Genomic DNA, 21,028 nt, shown 5'->3' with positions numbered 1-21,028 from the left:
TAAAGTAAGTAGGAGGTAGAAAGATGCATAATAAAAGACGGTACGTTGTAATTGCCTTGGTAGTAATCATCGTTTTTGCTGCGAGCGGGTGTTCTATGATGAATCCTCAGTCAAAACCAGAACAGACCCCCGCAGTGCCGCAAAAGCAAGCAGTTGAAGGAAACGAACCTGAGATTTTGGTGTTTATGCATGAAACAGGTGAAAAGAAGAAAATGAAAATGGAAGAGTATGTGGCTGGCGTGGTAGCAGGAGAGATGAAGAATGATTGGCCAGTTGAGGCCTTAGCGGTTCAAGCTATACTAGCGCGAACTTTTACCCTGCAAGCGATGGATGAAAAAGGTGGGGTTCCTGCAAGAGGAACTCAGGCATCGACAGACATTAAAGAATTTCAAGCCTATAATGCGAAGGCCGTAAATGATAGTGTTAAAAAGGCTGTTGAGATGACCAGAGGCATGGTGATTACCTATCAAGGAAAGCCGATTCAAGCTTGGTTTCATGCTTCTGCCGGCGGCATAACAGCTACTGCGAAAGAGGGCTTAAATTACAAAGAGGATGAACCTCCTTATATTCAGTCCGTAAAGTCTCCGGATGATTTAGCACCGGCTGATGTACAAAATTGGACAGCCTCTTTTACGAAGAAAGAGCTGATAGATGCGCTGACTAAGATGCGAAAAAACGTTACTAGTCTTGATAGTATCGAAATCGGTAAGAAAGGACCTTCGGGTCGAAGTATAACTCTCTTGGTGAATAAGAATATAGAGGTGTCCGGGCCTGAGCTGCGAGTTGGTCTTGATAGTGTGAAGCTCAAGTCAATGCTGCTTGATAAGGTAGAAATCAGCGGTGATAATGTAATGTTCACTGGTAAAGGATATGGTCACGGTGTGGGGATATCCCAATGGGGGGTCAATAAATTGACAACTATGGGCAAAAAGCCAGAAGAGATTATTGGTCAGTACTTTAAAGATGTAACCATCGAAAATCGCTGGAACTAAAAGGGGCTGTCGCGCTAAGACAGCCCTAAAAACAAAAGACGGCAGTCAGCAGTAGCTGAAAGCCGTCTTTTGTTGTAAAATCAAGATTGTGAAAAACAAGAAATTACCTTTAAATTATACAGCAGACGGAAATGTATATCAACTGGTATTCCCGATGGACATTGGAGAGATGATCCCGGTAGATGATTCGGTACGGCTACTCAGCGTGGTGTTAGAAAGGATGGATTATAGCAAACTGTACGCCGCGTACTCTCGGATGGGGAGAATCGAGATTTCACCGAGACGTCTATTTAAAATCGTCGTATATGGATATATGAACGGTATCTATTCGAGCCGCAAGCTCGAACAGGCTTGCCGGCGAGACGTCAACTTCATGTATCTCTTAGGTCGGGAGAAAGCACCCAATCACGCCACCATCGCACGCTTTCGCAGCGAGCGACTGCCAGCGGTTATAGACGATCTGTTCTCCCAGCTTGTACGGCTGTTGGAAGAAGCGGGCGAACTGTCGCTCTCAAGTGTATTCATCGACGGAACCAAGCTGGAGGCCAATGCTAACCGCTACAGCTTTGTCTGGAAGAAATCCACGCAAATGAACGAACAGAAGCTACAGGCAAGGATGAAATCAGATCTGCCGACGCTAGCAGCAGAGTTCGGTCTGCGTTTTCATGTTGGTCAGAAAATTAAGGCCAAGGACCTAAAGAAACTGCGCAAACGGCTAAAAGCCCTGCAAGCCGAACGCGGCATTGTCTTTGTTCACGGCAAAGGGCAACGCAAAAGTCCGCTGCAGCGGGCTCTGGAGAAGGTAGAGGACTGCCTTACCCGGCAGAAGCAGTACGACGACTACAATCACAGCTTTGGGGAACGCGACAGCTTTTCCAAGACGGATAGAGATGCGACGTTCATGCGGATGAAAGAGGATCATATGAAAAATGGTCAGCTTAAACCAGGCTACAACGCTACCCTGGCAGTGGACGCCGAATATATTGTAGCCGCCATGATCAGTCAGGAGCGCAGCGACAGCCAAACATTGATCCCGATGCTGGAGACGCTCAAGGGACTGGGGTATACAAAGCCGGTAGCGGACGCGGGTTACGAGAGTGAGGAGAACTACACTTGGTGCGAGAAAAACGGACAATTCGCGTTTATTAAGCCGCGCAACCATGATACAGCCAAGACGAAGAAATACAGGACGAACATCGGCAAACGGGAAAACATGCGCTACGACGCAAACACCGATAGCTATCTATGCCACATGGGTCGGCCCATCCGGGCAGCATATGAGAAAAAGACCAAGTCTAAAGCCGGTTATCCGATTGTAACAACGGTGTACACCTGCTCGGAATGTACTGACTGTCCGCATAAAGCCCAATGCATCAAAGGAGCAAGCAAGACGCCGCTTGAGCAGCGGAGCAAAAACCTGTATATCTCCAAAACCTTTTTGCGCCAGCGTGAACAAATGCAGGAGCGGATCCAAAGCGAAGAAGGGATCTTGTTGCGCATCAACCGTTCCATTCAGGTAGAGGGGGCTTTTGGGGTGCTCAAACAGGACATGGGCTTCCGGCGGTTTCTGATGAGGGGCAGCGTCAAGGTGAAGATCGAGTTCTTGTTGTTGTGTATGGGGTATAATCTAAACAAACTCCACAACAAAACCCAAAGCAGCCGCTGTGGAAAGTATCTACATATTCCCAAAACGGCCTGACAACCACATACAGACTTTTTCTTAGGGGAAGAGACTTCCTCTATTTCATTATGTCCAAAAGTCGCCTGACGGTTTATTTTTCTGTGTTCATCCGCCTGTTTTCTATCTGCTTGCACAAAAAAAGGGGCGCCGCATTACATTTTTTCAAAAAACGTTTTGCGACAGCCCCTTCTTACAATAATAAAATAGTTACTTTCGATCTTTATAGTCTCTGTACCTACACGTTTAAACTGCATACATTTTTCTTATCTTTGCTGCTCATAGTATAAAGAGGGAGTAAATTGTGGAAAATACTAATTGCAGGGAAGGGGGAAGCGTAATAAAAAATAAAAAATGCATTCAAAAGCTATCCAAACATATGCCTGAAGCTTCTTTAGCAACAGCTAAGAAAAAGCTAGAACAATTACAGGATATTACTACACAAAGTGCAGAATTTGGTGAAGAGATAGGGCAAATTATTGCGCAGCTGCGTAAAGTGGCAGCTCCTTCCAATGAGCCTTTTCTCTTTACATCCGTATTAACTGAAAATGAAACATTACTGCGAGCTGTTTTTAGAGACTGCGAGGATATTGAATTTCGTATATTTGATGCAGGCGGTCGTAAGGCCTTACTTGTGTATTTGAAAGGAATGTGCGACACTTCCAATTTGGAAAGAAATGTACTGAAGTCGTTAATGGGACAGACATCTCCTACTAATGGCAATACAGTGAACGCATTAAATGGCCTCAATGATATGAAGGCTATTTCAGAGCAGATTTTAGGTTCTGCTTCTGTAAGGATTGTAAATAAAGCCAATATAGTGATTGAAGCGATTATGGCGGGGAATGCCCTGCTGTTGATTGATGGCTTAGAGGAAGGGGCGATCATTGCCGCTGTTAAGCATGTGAAACGCGACATTAGCGCACCCTATAATGAATATGCTTTGCAGGGACCGGATGAAGCATTTAACGAAGAGATTAATGACAATATTGCTCTTATCCGCCGTCGGGCTCGGGATACGAATCTCAAGGTACATATTATGACAGTAGGAGAACGGACTAAAACATCTGTTGCCGTACTATATGTAGCCAACTTGGTAAAGCCTGGTTTGGTGGAAGAAGTAGAGCGTCGTATCGGGTTGATAAAAACGGATAAGCTGTTAAGTTCTGCTACCATTGATCAATTTATAGTCGATCATCCTTGGTCCCCTTTTCCGCAAACCCAGACAACGGAGAGGCCAGATAAAATGTTGGCGGCATTATATGAAGGACGAGTCGGTATTATTGTAGATGGTACACCAGTGGAAATTCTAGTTCCTTGCACCTATAATATCCTCATGCAGGCCCCGGATGACTATACAATGCAGCCAATTGTAGCAAGTTTAATACGCTTTTCCAGAAATGCTGCAGCTTTTCTTGCTATTTATTTGCCAGCTATTTATGTTGCAGTTGTTTCTTATCATCCAGGCATGCTGCCTACCACGATGGCTATTTCGATCGCTGAACTTAGAGCCCGCACCCCCTTTCCTTCTTTTTTAGAAGCCATTATGATGGAGATATTACTGGAATTGATACAAGAGGCAATTATACGTCTGCCTTTAAAATTGACCGGTGCTGCTAGCATGATCGGTGCTTTCATCATTGGTAATACGGTTGTGCAGGCTGGTCTCATCAATCCTTTACTAGTCGTTGTTATTGCGACTACAGCGATTTCTTCCTATTCCATGCCTTCTTATAATTTCAGTATGGCTCTGCGCTGGACAAGAGTACCCATGTTGATGTTAGCGTCTATGTTAGGACTGTATGGTGTAATTTTAGGAGTTTTAGCCATTACCATCCACTTATGCTCCTTACGCAGTTTTGGAGAATCCTATTTGGGTGGGATGTTTAATGTTGATCTTCTGTCAGATTGGAAAGATAGCGTAGTGAGACTGCCTGCCAAGTTACTAAAAGAAAGACCTAAAGAATTTGGTGCCCAAGATCAGATAAGGATAGGTGACAGTGATGGCCAATCTGGAAGCTAAATCCTATATGTCACCATGGCAGCTGGCAATTGTGGTATTTGTTACTTCTGTGGGTGCGCAAATCTTGCTGAGTCCTCGCAGCTTGATTGCTGAGGCAGAACATGGAGCATGGATTAGTGTATTGCTTGGAGGAGTGTTGTTTTATAGTGCAACCTGCTTAATGCTTGTTTTAGCAAAGGAATATCCTGATGAGACGATCGTGGAATATGCTCCGCGGCTTTTTGGGAAAGTTGGAGGCAATCTTGTAGTCATCTGGTTTAATCTGTTATTTTTCCTGCAGGTCATTCAAATATTTTATGGTATGGGGAAAATCATAACTTTTTATATGTTTGACCGGACACCGCCTGAAGTCGTAATCGTAGCTTTGCTGGTGGTCTGTACTTATTGTGCAGTGCAGGATTGGGGAACCATTATGCGAATCCAGCAATTCATGTTTTTTGTTGCGTACAGTATACTCATTTTAGTATGGATGGCTAGTATTTTGAATCTGCAACCCGAAAATCTGCTGCCAATATGGCCAGTCAATACTAAAGCAGTTGTAAACGGTGGTTTTTCTACTTGGAATATGTATGCAGGTTATGAATGTGTATTGCTGCTCATGCCTTTGGTGTATAGACAAGTGAGTCTTGGCAGCTTAATTAAGATCATGGGGGAGCTTTTGGCTGCTTAAGCTTACTCTTTTTACTCGTTATAGTGATTATCATTGGAGTATTAACCGTAGAGGGTGCTAAAAATTTACTGTATCCAGCATTGATCGTTATTCGAAGTGTGGAATTACCTGGTACGTTTATTGAACGTTTGGAAAATTATCTGTTAATCGCTTGGATTCCGGTAGTGTTTGATACCTTGGCAGCCATGATGTTCTTTATGGGACAAGTATGCATGCGGCATTGGCGTCAGGCTGACCATCGTCCTTGGGTACTATTTTTAGTGCCGGTTATATATGTGGGCAGCACTCTTCTGGATAATCAGCAAGTTTATGAGATGACCAGTAAATTCACAATGTGGCTAGGACTGGCTTTCTCCTTTATTATGATTCCCCTATCCCTCTTACTTGTCTGGTGGCAAAAACGGAAGGCAGGGACAGGTTGTGGCTAAGAAGAAAATTATGGGCGTTATGGTATTATGCTGTTTATGTCTGCTTGTTGCCGGATGTTGGGACCGACGAGAATTACAGGATCGTAATTTTGTGCTGGGGGTAGCAATTGACATGGCGGATGCCGGTGTACAACCAGGCTTAGATCCAGAGCAAGAGCTTAAAGTGAAAGAAACGGAAACGTTTGTTCAACCAAACGGCAGAAAACGGTATCGTTTAAGTCTGCAGTTATTAAAGTTTGCTACGGGTGGAGCTGGTAAGGATGAATCCTCAACCTATGTTATATCCAATACAGGAGAATCTTTTTTTGAAATGGTAAGGGATATGTTGGGGCAGTCCAGCAGATCTCTCTGGTTTGAACATTTGCAGGTCATTATTATTAGTGATGCAGTATTAAAACAAACGGGATTGGCTGACATTGTGGATTTTTTTAAACGAGATTCTGAGATGCGTTCCCGGATTAAAGTATATGTAACACCAGGAACAGCCCGTTCTTTATTAGAATATGAGCCCCCATCCAAGGAAGCTGGTGGTATGTATTTAGCTGATCTTATACGTCTTCACAGTCGTAATAATCATATAGCAGGATCTCGTACTGATTTAGGATACACAGTTGGATATCTTGATAGCAAGAGTAATATATTATTACCTCGAATTGAAATTGCTGATAAGGTAGTGAAACTAGGTGGATCGGCAGTATTTAAAAAAGATAAATTTGTTGGTTATGTCGATGGATATGCCATAGCTGGTTTAAAATTTATGTATGGAACGGAAGAGTCAGCTATTGTCGCTACCGATTGTCCTGATCATCCTGGTCATCAGATGGCGTTTGAACTATTTCGTGATGATACAAAACTCACGCCTCATGTAGAAGGCGATACAATCTATTTTACTGTAGATATAAACATGTATGGTAATCTTGGAGAGCTCCAGTGCGATACACGCCAGGATGATACGTTAGATCCACAGTATATCCGCAGGTTAGAAGTGGCATTTGCGGAAGAGATTAAACAAAATGTACTCTATGCAGATCGCGTTTTTAGAAAAGAAATGCAAGTCGATTCCATTAGTCGATTTGCTGGTAAGTTAAAAGCATATGAGCCTAAGACCTGGGCGAAGATTCAGGATCAATGGGATGAGATATATCCTACAGTTCCTCTTATTGTCTCCGTAAATGTAACGATTCAGAAAGTTGGCAGCCATAAGTAGAAGGAGCAAAGAATTACTAAGATACGCATGTCTAATACTGCCTAATGAAGGGAGGGAGAATCGTTGTTAACTGACATGATGGGTTTGATTGGGAATCGCACTTTTAAGCGTTGGATTGGTTGTATTCTAACTCTTGTAATTAGTGTATGTATTAGTGGCTGCTGGGATCGGCGTGAGCTGCAAGAGAGGCATTTCGTTCTTGCAGTAGCGATTGATAAAGCAGATGAAGGACTGGACTCTGAAATTGGAAAAGATGTTGCCCGAGTGGAAGATTTTGTTCAGCCTCATGGCAGTAAACGTTACCGTCTGAGCTTTCAAATATTGCAATTAACTCCCTCCAATAGTAGTGAAGGTCCTGGCAGAGGAAAAACATCAACCAGTGTAATTTCTACTACTGGTGAATCTATGCTTGAAATGATTTGGGATTTGCAGGGGCAGTCCAATAAGGAACTTTGGTTTGATCATGTTCAAGCGATTATCATTAGTGATGCTGCTGTCAGGCAGGGAGGACTGCGGCCTATGCTTGATTTTTATCATCGAAATGAGGAAATGCGCTGGCTTACTAAAGTTGTAATTACTGATGGGGAAGCAAGAAAAATTTTGGAGTATAAGCCTCCTAGCGGTGAAGCAAGCGGCATGTTCATCGCCAATAGTCTGCGAATGTATGGAAAAAGCCCTCATGTTCCAGGATGGCATACTGATTTGGGAGATATCTCCACATCGAAAGATAACCGGAGAAGAGTGCTGATACCACGGATTGAATTGGCAGAAGATGTGGTGAAGCTGGGGGGATGGCCATATTTAAAGATGAAAACTTTGTTGATTATGTAGATGAATACGCTACACAAGGCGGAAAATTAATGGGCGGTGTCGAAAAATCAGCGATTGTTACTTTTGAGTGTCCTGAACATCCTGGAAGATTAATGATATTTGAGCTTTTTAGCCATATTACAAAAATGAAACCTCATATAGAGGGAGATACAATTTATTATACGTTAGATATTGCCATGAGAGGCAATATGGGGGAAATGCAATGCAGGCTCCAGCATGATACGATAGAAAATCAGGAAATACATAAGCTTGAGCAGCTAATTGCTGATGCTGTAAAAAAAAATATACTATATTCTTTTCATATCTTCCAAGATCTGAAAGTCGATGCTAGTTTCTTTGGACAAAAGTTAGAAGCCTATGAGCCTCAAATGTGGGGACGAGTCAAGGATCATTGGGACGAGGAAGTTTTCCCTAATATTTCTTTGATTGTATCGGTTGATGTAGTGATTGACAATGTGGGAGCACATCAGTAATAAAATAGAATTTATGAGCCGCAGAGAACACTGAGAAAAGATGTGTTCTCTGCGGCTTTGCGGTTAACATTCTGTTTTCTATGTTTTAAAATACGCGTAGTACTTTCTTATCCCATAATAAAACTAAAAATCCATAGGAGTAATGCCGTAGCAGTGTAGCCTATGGCTGTTTTATGAGCCATATTGGCTTCACGGGCTCGCGCATTATGTTTATCCAAAAGATTACCAAGATGCCAGGATACTCCAGCAGTAGTCAGAAAGACTAATAAAGTCCAAATGGTGGTTTTATGCACCAGCTGAAATGCTAATTTTTGCCAAATATAAGAAATATCGATGTTCATAAAAAGAGCTCCTCGTGTATTTTTATAGATGTATAGCCTCATAAAACAGTAATGAGCCTCAAAGGTTCTGAAGAACAAAAATCTTTTATTGTGTTCGATCGTTTTTTTAGTATGCCCATATTCTTCTAGCTGTACTATTTTTATAATTGGCGGCATATACATACAATGAAAAGTTAGCATAGGGGAGGATTTTCTATGACGATAGATAATAAAACACCTGCTTGGCGCCATCAAATTATAGTGGTTGACCGAGAGGAAATGACAATTGATGGTGTGCTCAGTTTAGGGAGTTATGATGAAAAAGAAGTTATTATGGAAACCGAGCAAGGTGTACTCATTGTAAAGGGTGAGGGGCTGAATATTAAACAGTTGAATTTAGATAAAAGTAATATTGTGGTAGAAGGATTGATCAAGGGTGTTTCTTATGACGATACTTCTCATAATAAAAAAGGCTTGTTAGAGAGATTTTTAAAATAGTAAACCTGCAAATAGTAAAACTGGCTTGGCGTAAGCCAAGTTTTCTTTATAAGATATAGAAAGTATAAGTTTTTAGGTGCGAAAAAGATGAGATTATATGAACCACAAAGGCACAATGCCGCTAACGCGGCACGCAAAGGAGTGCACGAAAAAATAAATAAAAACCCTTTGTGTCCTTTGCGTCTTTGTGGTTCCATTCGTTTTATCGGTCTTTTAATAAGCATAGAAAATATATTTCCGCTGTTGCAATGCGCGAATGTAGCACTATATGAGTCGTATCGTGTTGCATATCGCGCCTTTATCTGTTTGGATTCTTGGGTGAAAGGAGTATTGTCTTGGGGCCCAGATTGTTGATCCTATGGCGTATCGGATTGGTCGTATTTGTGATTCAGTTGGTTACTTATAGTATTATAGGCTATGGAATTTCACGGATACATAATAAGGCATGGGAGATATTTAATGGAAATTCTTATGTTATAGCAGATGTTGATAATAAGGTACCTTATGGAGAGTTGATCAATCGACGTGCCCGACAGGCTGGTATAAATGGTCAAATCGTTGCAAGTCTGATTCATGCAGAAAGTTCTTTTCAACCTCGAGCGCATTCGCCGGCAGGAGCTTACGGATTAATGCAGATTATTCCTAGTACATGGCGCCAAGTGAATGAACAAGCTAACGTGTGCGCGGGCCGCCATCCTGGAGAATGTACGGTTGAATGTTATTATAATGAAGAGCTTAATATTCGTATCGGAACCTTATATCTTAGTCAATTAGTAAATAAATATGAAGGAAATATGGTATTGGCTTTGGCTGCTTATAATGCCGGCCCAGGGGCAGTAGATAAATATGGAGGAATACCTCCCTATGATGAAACCGTAAATTATGTAAATCGTGTAATTGGCTATTGGTATGAATTATCTTCCTCTTCTATGCCTTATACTATTCTTGCAGAAGAACAATGGGAATATATTCGTACTGCTATAGGGTGGTGGTGTATGATTACCTTGCTGGGAATGGTATGGATAGCTGGGAAATTGCATCGCTATTATCATTCATGGCGCTGGAGGTGAGGCAGTGCAAGTAGAAAGTCAATTCTCAATTTTTTTATCTACGGTTGCTACAGGTATAACATTAGGTGTATTATTTGATTGCTATCGAGTATTACGCGGTACCTTTAGGCCGAAGGTTTTAATAACATGGGTTACAGATTTGCTCTATTGGTTAATTGCGACTGCTGTTGTATTTATTGCTTTGGTGCTGAGTAATTGGGGGGAACTTAGGTTTTATGTATTTTTAGGAATTATAAGTGGTGTTGGCTTATATTATCGCCTATTAAGTTTATATGTGATCCGTTTATTTACTGGTATGATTAAGCTGACAAAGAGTGTAATCGCTTTCGTAAAAAATATGTTTATTGTGTTTATTATCAGACCAATCTCTTTGTGTATAAAAATTGTGAGCTGGCCTTTTCGATGGATTAGCAGCAAAGTAAAAGCTTGGTATCAGGTTTGGTATCCCAAACCGCCCCTCGATGAGAAAAAATAAAAAAGTCTATAAAAAAAGAGGAATGCATTCACTAATTGGCGAATAAAGCTGTCTTATACATAATAGTATTTTATATGTGGTGGTGAAGTGAGTGCGGAAACAGCAAAAGTATCGTGTGAAATGGTTTAAACTATTTCTATTTGTATTATGCAGTTATTTTATTTATCTAACTGTTGGTCAACAAAGTCAACTTTCCTCTATTCGCCGTGAAAATCAAGCCACACGTATGCAGCTTCAGCAATTACGAGAGGCTAATACCGTATTACAAGAAGAGCGTAAAGCATTACATGATCCTAAATATGTAGAAAAATTGGCTCGTGAAGAGCAAGGATTGGTCAAACCAGGAGAGATTCCTTTCATTTCGGTGGAAAAAAATAATTTATAGCGGCTTTTCTTGACACCTTTTCAGTGTCAAGGTTATAATATGGATGAAAAACATAGTTTTTTAAGGGGGAAGTTTGATTAGTATGTCCATTGAAGTTGGCAGTGTGGTTGAGGGCGTTGTGACAGGTATTACAAATTTCGGAGCATTTGTAGAATTGTCTGGAGGAAAAGTAGGTTTAATTCATATCTCGGAAGTTGCTGATGTATATGTTCGTGATGTGAAAGATTTCCTGAAAGAGCAAGATACGGTAAAAGTTAAGGTTTTGTCAGTTGATGAGCGCGGGAAAATAGGGTTGTCGATTAAGCAACTTCAGCCGCCAAGTCCAAGTCCAGCTCCTAGTCCTATTCCCAGGAGAGCACCAGCCAATGATAATCGGCGTTTTGGGAAAGTGAATGCGCCGTCCTTTGAAGACAAGTTGACTAAATTCTTAAAAGATAGTGATGAACGTCTTGGAGATTTAAAACGTAATACAGAATCCAAACGTGGCGGTCGTGGCGCTGCTCGTTCTCAGTAATAGTTCATCAGAGCATTTCAATTTGAAATGCTCTTTTTGATATAAATTCTTTAATGTATCACAGCCTAGACACTACATGGGAAAAATTTCCTTATACCTCGACAAAAATAATAGTATTATAGTTCAAAAAAACCACCTGACATTGTAGTTGTCAGGTGGTTTTTTACCTTTTACTCTACTTTTTGTCGGAATTTTTGTTTCATAACGGACTTATTCAGACAAAGATTGAATACCAATATATGTAAAATAATAATATGTACTTGATGCGGACTATCTATCTCCTGTTGGTATTATATAAATAGAGGTGAATCATTATGCCAAAAGTAACTGTTATTACCTTGCCAAATGAGATGCTAGATGTACCACAACCAATAACGGAAAAGAAACAAGCACCTCGCCAGTTGTCGTTTAAGAAGGTTTTTTACAAAGGATATTGTGTATTGCTGTCTATCATGCAGACGGAAAATTGGTTTATCAATATTTTATCCTTTTTATTGGGACGAGTTACGATTATGGGTGACATTGCACCGATTGGATTGGCCTTTTTTGCTGCGGTAGCACAACTGCAGAAAAGACGAGCCTTTATGGTAGGACTATGGTGCATTGCTGGGGTCTTATCGGCAGGATATTACGTAGAAGTTGGCATTTATGTTGCAACGATGTTCTTATATTTTTTGTGGGCAGACAAGCTGACACGATTGCACAAAAAAATAATGGCTGTGCCTTTATTGGCATTTTGCGTGATCATATGTTATGGATTCGTACTCAACCTATTTGCGCAGACAACGCTATATAGTTTCTTATTACTGTTATTTGGTGCCGGTACTTGTATGGTGCTGTCCTATATTTTTATGTATGGGGTGCCGCTGTTACTAGAGAAGCAATCCATCTATTCACAGCAATATGTGACCAGTGAACGCCTCAGCTGCATGATCTTGCTGCTGGCAATTGCCGTGGCTGGACTGGGGAATCTCATGATTCTCGACTATAGTATTCGTAATATGGCAGGTTGTCTTTTAATTATGGTGATGTCTCTTGCCGGTGGTCCGGGACTTGGTTCTTGCGTGGGTGTAGTGGTTGGACTGGTTATAGGGTTAAGTGATGGAAATGCAACGTTGACTATATCCGTATATGCGGTAGCAGGTGTTTTAGCAGGAGCTTTTCGCGGATTGGGAAAATTTGCAGTCATATTAGGATTTATATTAGGAAGTGCCATTACTATATTATATTTTGGACAAGATCAGCAATTATTGCGAATACTAAGTGAATGTGCAATAGCAGGGGGATTGTTTATCTTTGCACCCAACAAGGGATTAGCCGGTTGGTGTGATCTTGCCTTTTCCTCTCCTTCGTCTGTATCTGCAGCCGACAATTCACTGCATGTACAAGAAACGGTATCGAAAATTAAAAATATTGCAGAGGTATTTCATGAGTTGGCTGGAACTTTTGGCAGTATTGTTGAAGATACGAAAGGAAAGATTCGAGATGATGAGTTAGCCAAAACACTATCTGCTGTAGGGGAGCAGTTATGTGTGAATTGCAGTAAAAGATCCCAATGCTGGGAGGCTGATTTTTATCGTACCTACCATGGCATTTTAGAACTGCTGGGGCAAACAGACATCAAATCCATGCCTGTGAGCAAATTGCCAAAAGTCTTTCAAGAAAATTGTATTCGAAAGAAAGAGTTAATCGAGACGATTGGCTTGGTAACGGAACGGAACCGTACTACATCATTTTGGCAAAAGAGAATTATTGAGCAGCGTCAAATTGTTACTGAGCAAATGGAAGCTACTAGCGTGATTATTAATAACTTAGCTTATGAAATCGGTAAGGTTGAGCATTCAAATAAGGCTTTGTCTCTAGTATTACAAGAAAAGGCTGCTATGCTGGCATGTTCTCTTACAGGAGTAAGGGTGACAGGAAAACAAGGGGGAGCTGTAATTGAGGTTAGTAAAGCTCCATGTAATAATAAAAAAGAATGTGTGAATACTATTTTGCCTTTAGCATCGAGTATCATGAAAGAAAAATTAATGTTAAAAGCGGAATGTGGTGATGCCAGCAAGAAAAAAAGATGTACCTTAGCTATGAAAGTAGCGAAGCGATTTCAGGTGGAGACTGGTGTTGCCAGCTTTGCTAAAGAGGGACAAGGGGTATGTGGTGATACCTGCACGGTAATTCCCTTATATAAAGGGAAGATAGCATTGATATTGAGCGATGGTATGGGAAGCGGTAAGCAGGCAGCTCTTGAGAGTAATATGGCAATAAAATTTTTGCAAAGATTATTGTCAGTTGGTTTTGATATTGATATAGCAGTAAAGACGGTGAATTCTATGCTGCTATTGCGCACTCCTGATGAATCTTTCGTGACGCTTGATATGGCAGTAATTGATACCTATTCAGGAGAGGCTGAGTTCTTAAAGATTGGAGCAGCGCCGAGCTTTATTAAGAGAGTTAGAGAGGTTATGACTATCAAATCATCATCGCTGCCAATTGGTATTTTACAACAGATTGAAATTCAGCCGATCAAAGAAATGGTAGTAGAGGGTGATTTTATTATCATGGTTAGTGATGGAATTGTGGATGTCCCCCAAAGCAGCTTGGATAAGGAAAATTGGTTGGCTAATTTTTTACGAAGAGGAGTCAATACGAAACCTCAGGCCTTGGCAGAACAGATTCTTGCTCAGGCATTACTGATGTCTGGCAATCGAGTACATGATGATATGACAGTTATGGTTGCAAAAGTGGTCCAAAATACAGACGTGTAACGGCAAATATACAAATTTTCAAGAAGACTTAAAAAAAGATTATCCATGAATAAAAATAACCCAGAATAACTGGGTTATTTTTTTGCAATTGCAGGAAAATATAATAAAGCGAGAGAATAAAATAACACTGATTTAGATAGAGCTATGAATGTGTTGAAAATAGTATGGGCGGTGTACATACGTGGCAATCTCATTGGAGCAAATGGTTTCGTTAGCGGCACTAGCAGGTGAGGTTATGCTAAAAAATGGAGCAGAAACCTATCGGATAGAAGAAACGATGGATCACATGGCCAAAGCTTGCGGTGCCAGCACCGTGGAGAGCTTTGTAATTCCTACAGGTGTCTTTTTAACAGTAAGCGACGAAGTTGGTCATACCTTAACTGTAATGCGGCGGGTACGAGATCGTACAATCAATCTGGATCGGATTTCAAAGGTTAATGAGTTATCAAGAAGCTTAGTAGCCCAGCGCATGGGTTATGAGGATGCTAAGGGGATTTTAACCAGTATTAGCAAAGAACGCACGGGATTTTCCTTATTGCCGTCTATGTTAGCTTCAGGGGTTATTGGGGGAGGGACTGCGGTTTTGCAAGATGCGCTCTTTTTTGAGACATTAGCTGCTTTTGCAGCAGCTATGATCGTACGTTATATTGCTCATATCGTCTCGAAACTGCATGGTGTACAATTTTCTTTTGAGTTTCTTGGTGGTATGGCTGTGGCTTTTTGTGGTGTACTCCTACACTCGATCTGGCCTCATTTACGACCTGATGCTGTCATTATTGGTGGTATTATGCCTTTAGTCCCTGGAGTAGCCATTACCAATGCTATACGGGATGTGATTGCCGGTGATTTGCTAAGTGGAATGTCTAGAGGGCTGGAAGCTGCATTGACAGCAGCAGCCGTAGCTATGGGTGTGGTAATTATATTGGCACTTAAGGTATAATGAGGTGAAGCTGTGTTAATGGTAAAAATAATAGCGGTGCTATTAATTTCAGCATCCGTGGGTATATTATATCGTATTCCTCGCAAATTATTACTATATGTTAGTTTCGTAGGCATGGTGGCCTGGCTGATCATGTATATTACAATGAGACTGGGCGGCAATGGAATATTAGCTGATTTCTTGGCGAGTGTAGCAGTCGGGGGAATAGCAGAAATTTTGGCACGGATTCTTCGAAAACCGGCAACTATTTTTATTATTCCGGGATTTATTCCTTTAGTTCCCGGAGGTGATGCCTATATGACGATGCTTTACATGGTGGAAGGAAATTATGTGGATGGTGTAGCAAAAGGGATGCAGACGATATTAACGGCAGGGGCTATTGCCTTTGGCATCTTTGTCAGTTCTACTATTTTTCGTTTGATCAAAAATTATAACTTGGAGAGTTGCAGCACTGATGTTAGAAAAAGTTAAAGCATGGATAGATCGAAATGGATTACTAGAGCAAGAAGATACAATTGTAGTGGCTTGCTCAGGCGGCCCAGATTCATTAGCGTTGTTACATATCCTTGCTGCGTTTCGTTCAGAATATAATATGCATATGGTTGTTGCCCATGTTGATCACATGCTTCGTGGAGACGAATCCGCCATGGAAGCAGCTTTTGTAGTGGACTTTTGTGCCAAGCGCAGTCTAATATGTTATCATAAAGCAATTGATGTCCCTGCGTTTATGAAAGAGACGGGCAAGTCAGGAGAAGAAGCTGCTCGAATAGTACGTTATCAGTATTTGCGGCAGGTCGCTAAAGAGGTAGGGGGGGCCAAGATTGCTACAGGACATCATCGGGACGATCAGGCGGAAACCGTATTAATGAATATGCTGCGTGGATCAGGCAGCGCTGGGATACGAGGGATGCAGCCAATGAATGGTGATATCATTAGACCGCTGCTATCGGTCAGCAGGGCTGATATTATCGCCTATTGTAAAATGGAGCAGCTAGAGCCTAAATTTGATAGTTCGAATTTTGAAACCAATTATTTGCGCAATCGTATTCGAATTCACCTTTTACCTGAGCTGGAAAAACAGTATAATAGTGCTGTTAAAGATTCGTTGTGTAGAACTGCAACCATTGTTGGCGATGAGCATGATTTTATCCGGCATACAGCTAAGAGTATTTGGCTGGAAGTTGTAAAAGAAAAGAACCATTGCTTACTGCTTGTTGCAAAGCAGCTGAAATTGATACATATTGCCGTTACGCGTGAAATAATTCGCTTAGCTATTGAAAAAAAACAAGGCTCTTTAACAGGAATAAGCTTTTACCATGTGGAAACTTTGATAGAGATGCTTTTTCATGGGCGAGTAGGAAGTATTTTACAATTGCCTGGTGGGTTGACAATTCACAAAACTTATGATGGACTATACGTAGGCAAAAAGCCATTTGCTTTGACGAATCAGGCAGCCTATGCCGGACAAGAATTAACGATTCCAGGTATTACCCAAATTCAGCAATTGGGTATCCAAATCAGCGCAGAGCTAACCGCCGTACAGATAAAAAGTCAGCTCAATGTGGCTGTTTTTGATGCAGATGAGCTATCATTACCTTTATTTGTTCGTACTCGCCGTGTGGGTGATCGTTTTATGCCTCTTGGTTTTGCCGGGAATAAAAAAGTGAAAGATTTTTTTATTGATGAAAAGATTCCTCGAGAATTGAGAGATCTTGTACCGATCATTTGTGATGAAGGAGGCATCCTCTGGATTGGAGGTTATCGTCAAAGCCGACGTGGTGAAGTCACCGATAAAACGAAAACATTTTTACAATTAAGAATTTTAGAAAATGCAATAAAAAATAATTAAAATCCTAATTGGTTTACATTTTTTTATTGCGTAATATATATAATAAAACAGGAGGAACAATAGTGATAAATGATGTAGAAAGAGTCCTACTCAGCGAAGAGCAATTAGCAACGCGCATAGTAGAACTAGGGGCAGAAATTACTGCTGATTATGCTGGAGAAGAAATCTTAATGATTGGGGTGTTACGGGGAGCTGTGGTGTTTATGGCGGATTTAGCCAGAGCAATTAAAATTCCGGTAGCGATTGATTTTATGGCAGTGTCCAGTTATGGTGCAGGTACCAGCTCTAGCGGTGTGGTAAGGATTCTCAAAGATCTTGATGAAAATGTGGAAGGTAAGCATGTTCTAGTGGTAGAAGATATTATTGATTCAGGTTTAACTTTGAATTATTTGGTAGATAATCTTAAATCGCGGCAGCCAGCCAGTATTAAGATTTGTACACTTCTTAATAAACCAGATCGACGTAAGGTAGATGTGGATATTGCATATAATGGTTTTACGATACCCGATTATTTTGTAATTGGATATGGACTTGATTATGCTGAAAAATACCGGAATTTACCCTTCATCGGAATTTTAAAACCTGAAATTTATCAAGACTAAGTTTTATTGTTAATTATTAGATTTGATGGTATAATATTTCACTATGGAGGCCAAAGGACATGACAATGCCTATGGCAGGAAAATAACGTTGGTGCTTCAGTGAGAGGAGGGCTACTTTGAATAAATTTTTTCGAAATGTAAGTTTTTATTTGTTGATTATTATCATTGCTATTTCAATAATTGACTACTATTCCTCACGTACAACGAATAAGCAGGAAATTAGTTATACTCAATTTTTACATCAAATTGAGGAACAGAAGGTTCAGAGTGTCACGGTTGTCGATAAAGATATTCGAGGCAAACTGACAGATGGTACTGAGTTTACCACAATTACGCCGAATGATCCTACACTTATTAATACGTTGCGAGAAAAAAATGTTGATATTAAGGCTGAACAGCCGCCTCAACCACCATGGTGGACAACAATTTTTTCTTCTATTTTGCCAATGCTGCTGTTAATTGGGGTATGGTTCTTTATTATGCAGCAGACACAAGGCGGCGGAAATCGGGTAATGTCTTTTGGCAAAAGCCGGGCGAAGCTTCATGGTGAAGATAAAATAAAAGTCACTTTTGGCGATATGGCTGGTGCTGATGAAGCAAAGCAAGAATTAGAAGAAGTGGTTGAGTTTTTAAAACATCCTAAGAAATTCAATGATTTGGGAGCTCGTATCCCGAAAGGTGTACTGTTATTTGGACCTCCGGGTACAGGTAAAACTTTATTAGCCCGAGCAGTAGCTGGGGAAGCAGGAGTTCCTTTCTTTAGTATCAGTGGTTCTGATTTTGTGGAAATGTTTGTTGGTGTCGGTGCTTCCAGAGTCCGGGATCTGTTTGAACAAGCAAAAAAGAGCGCACCTTGTATTGTGTTTATTGATGAAATCGATGCTGTAGGACGTCAACGGGGTGCAGGTCTCGGTGGCGGACATGACGAGCGGGAACAGACATTAAACCAGTTATTAGTAGAGATGGACGGATTTGGCGTTAATGAAGGAATTATTATCATTGCCGCGACGAATCGCCCTGATATTCTTGATCCAGCCTTACTGCGTCCTGGTCGCTTTGATAGACAGATTGTCGTTGATAAACCTGATGTTAAGGGACGTCTGGAGATATTGAAAGTTCACACTAAAGGTAAGCCGGTAGCAAAGGAAGTAAGTCTTGATGTACTGGCGCGCCGTACGCCTGGCTTTACGGGTGCGGATTTGAGCAACCTAGTGAATGAAGCTGCTCTTTTAGCAGCACGACGTAACAAAAAACGGATTGACATGCCTGAAATGGAAGAGTCTGTTGAACGTGTTGTTGCTGGACCTGAGCGTAAAAGTAAGGTGATTAGTGAACGTGAGAAAAAACTCACCGCCTATCATGAAGCAGGTCATGCCTTAATTGGAATGCTGCTGGACAATACTGATCCTGTGCATAAAGTATCGATCATTCCTCGCGGACGAGCTGGCGGTTATACATTAATGCTGCCGACAGAGGATCGCTATTACGCTACGCGTACAGAGCTGCTGGAACAACTCAGTGTATTATTAGGTGGTCGTGTGGCGGAGGCTGTTGTTCTTAAGGAAATCAGTACAGGTGCACAGAATGATTTAGAACGCGCCACTGATTTGTCACGTAAAATGATTACCGAATACGGTATGAGCGAGAATTTAGGACCGATTACTTTTGGTAATAGACAGCAGCAACAAGTATTCTTAGGAAGAGATATTTCTCGTGACCGTAATTATGGTGAAGAAGTAGCATCTTCTATTGATAAAGAAGTACGCAGATTGATCGAAGGTGCTTACAATAAAACAGAAGCAATGCTGCAAGAAAATATTGAAAAGCTTCATTTGATTGCTGCTGCTCTTATTGAAAAAGAAACACTGGAAGCCAGCGATTTGGAAGAACTGTTAGCGCATGGTCAGATTTCTCAAAAATCCGGAACAGAGAAAATCGCTCTTACGAAGACTGAGAGCGTTGAGGATACTAGTGATACTAGTAGTCAAGCAGGACCGAAAATCGTATATATTACTCGTTCCTAGTTTTAAAAGGGCAGGTGTAAACCTGCTCTTTTCTGTAGATCAGAGGGTTTATAAGTTTTAGAGGGAACGTTGAACACAGAGAGCACAGAGTACACAGAGGACGCAGAGGGGTGTTTTTATCCTCTATCTTTTCTCTGTGTTCTCTGTGCCTCTGCGGTTCAATTATGTTTTAAAAGACGCACAGAGTTTTTCTCAATAGGTATTGGTATAGAGCAGGCTGTCCGTTATAATATAGATATCTATCAATTGGAGGTGTTTGGGTATGAGTGAGGTATTATTGCATTATACGCGGGGAGGCAGGGTAGAAAGCAGGCACCATGCTGATGTCGCTGTCGTAGATAGTACAGGGAAGATGGTCTGGGAGCTTGGAGATGGTAAGAGGCCGATGTTTTGGAGATCGGCTGCAAAACCCTTTCAAGTATTGCCTCTTATTGAACAAGGTGGCGTGGAGCGATTTCATTTAACAAATGAAGAAGTGGCTTTTATGGTATCATCCCATAGTGGTGAGTCTGAACATGTGAACCTTGCTTACAGTGTATTAAAAAAGATTGGCTTATCAGTGGATTCTTTGGCGTGCGGGGCAGCCAAACCTATGAGTAGTAAAATGGTGAAGGAATTAATGCTGCAGAAACTGCCCTATCAGGCGGTGCATAATGCATGTTCAGGTAAACATAGTGGTATGTTGGCTTTGGCTCAAATGCTTAAAATCGACCCTGCAGGATATACCGATCTTTCTCATCCAGTTCAACAAATTATGTACCAGGCTGTTGCTGATAGTGCAAATTTGCAAAAAGATGAAGTAGATACGGGAATTGATGGTTGTGGTGTGCCCGTGTTTTATTTGCCATTGTATAATATGGCTTGGGCCTATGCGCGTCTGGCTAAACCAGAAGAGGGGCAATGGGGAGGGCGTGAGACGTCAGTACGACTAATTCGTGATGCTATGCTGGCATATCCTCAAGTGGTGGCAGGAAGTAAACGCTTTGATACTGTACTCATGAATATTACGAAAGGACGTATCTTAGCTAAGATTGGGGCAGAAGCGGTATATTGTCTCGCATCGGTACCCGATGGTCTGGGTGTAAGTTTTAAAATTGATGATGGCGGTTTTAGGGCCATTACTCCTGCGGGAATAGCAATATTGAAAAAAATAGATTTATTGTCAACTGCTGAATATCAGGCGTTAATCGAGTATTTTCCACCTGTATTGAAAAATCACCGCGGTGATGTAATTGGCACCGTAGAAGCGGTAATCTAAATAAAAAAGCAACAACTAGGCTTATG

19 protein-coding genes and 1 pseudogene are annotated in these 21,028 nt (G+C 41.2%); 19 read left to right on the top strand and 1 reads right to left on the bottom strand.

What is annotated here, in order from left to right:
- Window positions 1-23: 23 nt before the first annotated feature.
- The 7 genes and pseudogenes from FR7_RS19695 (at window position 24) to FR7_RS24600 (ending at window position 8,302) form a co-directional block, all read left to right on the top strand.
- A complete protein-coding gene (locus FR7_RS19695; protein WP_007932314.1) occupies window positions 24-992 on the top strand; it encodes a SpoIID/LytB domain-containing protein in 969 nt (322 codons plus the stop codon).
- Between the two features lie 154 nt (window positions 993-1,146).
- Window positions 1,147-2,691 (top strand): IS1182 family transposase, encoded by a 1,545-nt coding sequence (locus tag FR7_RS19690; protein ID WP_139181582.1) that lies wholly within the window; start codon window positions 1,147-1,149, stop codon window positions 2,689-2,691.
- Window positions 2,692-2,974: 283 nt separating this feature from the next.
- Window positions 2,975-4,693 carry a spore germination protein gene (locus FR7_RS19685; protein ID WP_007932305.1) on the top strand — a complete coding sequence of 573 codons (1,719 nt, stop codon included), beginning with the start codon at window positions 2,975-2,977 and terminating at the stop codon, window positions 4,691-4,693.
- Entirely contained in the window at window positions 4,674-5,363 is a 690-nt protein-coding gene (locus tag FR7_RS24500) for a GerAB/ArcD/ProY family transporter (RefSeq protein WP_269085745.1), read from the top strand. The genes FR7_RS19685 and FR7_RS24500 overlap by 20 nt, the downstream gene beginning before the upstream one ends.
- Window positions 5,364-5,386: 23 nt before the next feature.
- Window positions 5,387-5,791: a GerAB/ArcD/ProY family transporter gene (locus FR7_RS24495; RefSeq protein ID WP_269085744.1), complete on the top strand. Its 405-nt coding sequence runs from the start codon at window positions 5,387-5,389 to the stop codon at window positions 5,789-5,791.
- On the top strand, window positions 5,784-6,998 hold the full coding sequence (locus tag FR7_RS19675) for a Ger(x)C family spore germination protein (protein WP_007932303.1): 1,215 nt from the start codon (window positions 5,784-5,786) through the stop codon (window positions 6,996-6,998). Before FR7_RS24495 ends, FR7_RS19675 begins: the two co-directional genes overlap by 8 nt.
- A 63-nt stretch (window positions 6,999-7,061) precedes the next feature.
- Window positions 7,062-8,302: pseudogene (locus FR7_RS24600) on the top strand (Ger(x)C family spore germination protein).
- A gap of 107 nt (window positions 8,303-8,409) precedes the next feature.
- On the opposite strand, the gene FR7_RS19665 reads toward FR7_RS24600, so the two are convergent.
- Window positions 8,410-8,643 carry a hypothetical protein gene (locus FR7_RS19665; protein WP_007932301.1) on the bottom strand — a complete coding sequence of 78 codons (234 nt, stop codon included), beginning with the start codon at window positions 8,641-8,643 and terminating at the stop codon, window positions 8,410-8,412.
- Window positions 8,644-8,838: 195 nt separating this feature from the next.
- On the opposite strand from FR7_RS19665, the gene FR7_RS19660 reads away from it, so the two are divergent.
- The 12 genes from FR7_RS19660 to FR7_RS19605 all read left to right on the top strand — a co-directional run bounded on the left by FR7_RS19660 (window position 8,839) and on the right by FR7_RS19605 (window position 21,002).
- Window positions 8,839-9,120 carry a YabP/YqfC family sporulation protein gene (locus tag FR7_RS19660; RefSeq protein WP_007932300.1) on the top strand — a complete coding sequence of 94 codons (282 nt, stop codon included), beginning with the start codon at window positions 8,839-8,841 and terminating at the stop codon, window positions 9,118-9,120.
- Between the two features lie 335 nt (window positions 9,121-9,455).
- Window positions 9,456-10,190, top strand: coding sequence for a lytic transglycosylase domain-containing protein (locus FR7_RS19655; protein WP_007932298.1), 735 nt, complete (start codon window positions 9,456-9,458; stop codon window positions 10,188-10,190).
- Between the two features lie 4 nt (window positions 10,191-10,194).
- Window positions 10,195-10,665, top strand: coding sequence for a spore cortex biosynthesis protein YabQ (yabQ, locus tag FR7_RS19650; RefSeq protein ID WP_007932297.1), 471 nt, complete (start codon window positions 10,195-10,197; stop codon window positions 10,663-10,665).
- Between the two features lie 115 nt (window positions 10,666-10,780).
- Window positions 10,781-11,050, top strand: a complete 270-nt coding sequence (locus FR7_RS19645; protein ID WP_237769557.1) for an FtsB family cell division protein — start codon at window positions 10,781-10,783, stop codon at window positions 11,048-11,050.
- An 82-nt stretch (window positions 11,051-11,132) separates the two neighbouring features.
- On the top strand, window positions 11,133-11,564 hold the full coding sequence (locus FR7_RS19640; RefSeq protein ID WP_007932295.1) for a S1 RNA-binding domain-containing protein: 432 nt from the start codon (window positions 11,133-11,135) through the stop codon (window positions 11,562-11,564).
- A gap of 314 nt (window positions 11,565-11,878) precedes the next feature.
- Window positions 11,879-14,329 carry a stage II sporulation protein E gene (gene spoIIE / locus FR7_RS19635; protein WP_007932294.1) on the top strand — a complete coding sequence of 817 codons (2,451 nt, stop codon included), beginning with the start codon at window positions 11,879-11,881 and terminating at the stop codon, window positions 14,327-14,329.
- Between the two features lie 181 nt (window positions 14,330-14,510).
- Window positions 14,511-15,269: a threonine/serine exporter family protein gene (locus FR7_RS19630; protein ID WP_007932293.1), complete on the top strand. Its 759-nt coding sequence runs from the start codon at window positions 14,511-14,513 to the stop codon at window positions 15,267-15,269.
- 18 nt (window positions 15,270-15,287) lie between these two features.
- Window positions 15,288-15,740 carry a threonine/serine exporter family protein gene (locus FR7_RS19625; RefSeq protein ID WP_017531327.1) on the top strand — a complete coding sequence of 151 codons (453 nt, stop codon included), beginning with the start codon at window positions 15,288-15,290 and terminating at the stop codon, window positions 15,738-15,740.
- Window positions 15,724-17,118, top strand: coding sequence for a tRNA lysidine(34) synthetase TilS (tilS, locus tag FR7_RS19620; RefSeq protein ID WP_007932291.1), 1,395 nt, complete (start codon window positions 15,724-15,726; stop codon window positions 17,116-17,118). The genes FR7_RS19625 and tilS overlap by 17 nt, the downstream gene beginning before the upstream one ends.
- A gap of 62 nt (window positions 17,119-17,180) precedes the next feature.
- Window positions 17,181-17,720, top strand: coding sequence for a hypoxanthine phosphoribosyltransferase (hpt, locus tag FR7_RS19615; protein ID WP_007932290.1), 540 nt, complete (start codon window positions 17,181-17,183; stop codon window positions 17,718-17,720).
- Between the two features lie 116 nt (window positions 17,721-17,836).
- Window positions 17,837-19,744, top strand: a complete 1,908-nt coding sequence (gene ftsH, locus FR7_RS19610) for an ATP-dependent zinc metalloprotease FtsH (RefSeq protein ID WP_007932289.1) — start codon at window positions 17,837-17,839, stop codon at window positions 19,742-19,744.
- Between the two features lie 262 nt (window positions 19,745-20,006).
- A complete protein-coding gene (locus tag FR7_RS19605) occupies window positions 20,007-21,002 on the top strand; it encodes an asparaginase (RefSeq protein ID WP_007932288.1) in 996 nt (331 codons plus the stop codon).
- Window positions 21,003-21,028: the final 26 nt, after the last annotated feature.

Source organism: Pelosinus fermentans DSM 17108 (assembly GCF_000271485.2).
Lineage (GTDB): Bacteria > Bacillota > Negativicutes > DSM-13327 > DSM-13327 > Pelosinus > Pelosinus fermentans.
The sequence above is the reverse complement of the archived record's forward strand: the minus strand, read 5'-3'. Positions and strand labels throughout refer to the sequence as shown.